Origin of the sequence: Campylobacter concisus (genome assembly GCF_003049705.1) — a bacterium.
GTDB classification, from domain to species: Bacteria; Campylobacterota; Campylobacteria; order Campylobacterales; family Campylobacteraceae; genus Campylobacter_A; species Campylobacter_A concisus_AR.
The window spans coordinates 1-1,454 of the sequence record NZ_PIRF01000010.1 but is presented as its reverse complement, the minus strand read 5'-3'; the positions used below and the strand labels follow the sequence as shown (position 1 = coordinate 1,454).

Below are 1,454 nucleotides of genomic sequence, written 5' to 3'. Positions count from 1 at the left end.
CGTGAGACAGTTCGGTCCCTATCTGCCGTGGGCGTAAGAAGATTGAGGAGAGTTGACCCTAGTACGAGAGGACCGGGTCGAACCAACCACTGGTGTACGAGTTGTTCTGCCAAGAGCACCGCTCGGTAGCTATGTTGGGATGTGATAACTGCTGAAAGCATCTAAGCAGGAAGCCAACTCCAAGATGAATCTTCTTTTAAGAGCTCATATAGACTATGTGTTTGATAGGCTGGGTGTGTAATGGATGAAAGTCCTTTAGCTGACCAGTACTAATAGCTCGTCTGCTTATCTTTTAATAAGCATCACTTCCTTGTTAAGGATAAAAACTTAATAAGATATGTTTTTATAAAACTTTGTTTATGACTTTTAACTTTATCAAGTAGTGTTAAATAAGAGATTTATCTGATATATCTTTTATTTAACACTGCCCGTGACTATACAGACGAGGAAACGCCTTGCTCCATCTCGAACCAAGAAGCTAAGCTCGTCCTGGCTGATGATACTCTCCCTTACTGGGATGTTGGAAAAGTAGGTCGTTGCGGGCTTTGTTAATTTTTAATATTCTTTATCTAAACAATCATCTTTTAATATTTATATTCTTAAATAATTAGACTTTTTATCTTTACATTTATAAATATTTTTTAGTTTATGCTTTTATACGAGTGTTGACTAAAAACACCAAATATGATAGACTCCAAACCCAAATTTACCCAAAAAGGACAAAAATGAAAAAGATTATAATCTCACTATTGGCAGCAGCTTCTACATTACTAGCAGCCATAAATTTAAACACCGCCACAAAAGAAGAGCTAATGAGTTTAGATGGTATAGGATCTTCAAAGGCAGATGCAATAATAGAGTATAGAAAAGCGAATAAATTTAACTCAATAGAAGATATAAAAAATGTAAATGGTATAGGTGATAAGACATTTGAAAATTTAAAATCAGATATATCAGTATCAGGCACTACAAAGATAGATGACACAAAATCTAAAATAAAATCTAAAAAAGATGAGATAAAAGAAAAAGCAAGTAAAAAGAGTGATGAATTAAAAGAGAAAAAAGATAGTGCTAAAGATGATAGTATAAAAGATATAAAAGATAAGAAAGAAAGCCTAAAAGATAAAGCAGAGAAAAAGAGTAAAGCTAAAAAAGAGAAGAGCAAAGAGTAGCAAAAGCTAGAAATTTATAAAAATTCTTACATAAAGTATATAAAAATAGTTAGGAGCGCATAGCGTTCCTAATAAAAAATAGATTGGTTTTTATATATTTGCCTACTTTTTAAATTCTATAACTTAGTTTGTCAACTTTTTAAATTTTATAGATTAATAAGTTCATCTAATAGATCTTGTAAAGTAATACTTCTTAAACTATCCTCTAAAGCTTCTTGTGCTTTTAGGAAGTGGGTGGTTAAGAGAGTTTCGATCTTGCCACCAAGCGGGCAAGCTTTGGGT

The 1,454-nt window shown here is 32.7% G+C and carries 1 protein-coding gene and 2 rRNA genes (1 of these 3 running past the window's edge); all 3 read left to right on the top strand.

The features are described from left to right. Positions 1-293 (top strand): 23S ribosomal RNA (locus tag CVT05_RS09210); it begins 2,611 nt to the left of the window's first position. Positions 294-426: 133 nt separating this feature from the next. Then, a 5S ribosomal RNA gene (gene rrf / locus CVT05_RS09205) occupies positions 427-545 on the top strand. A gap of 180 nt (positions 546-725) precedes the next feature. Then, positions 726-1,172, top strand: coding sequence for a helix-hairpin-helix domain-containing protein (locus tag CVT05_RS09735; RefSeq protein WP_107698569.1), 447 nt, complete (start codon positions 726-728; stop codon positions 1,170-1,172). Positions 1,173-1,454: the final 282 nt, after the last annotated feature.

Bases quoted from the DNA above. Each gene is read 5' to 3' on its own strand.
- CVT05_RS09735 (WP_107698569.1), top strand. From the start codon at position 726: ATGAAAAAGATTATAATCTCACTATTGGCAGCAGCTTCTACATTACTA.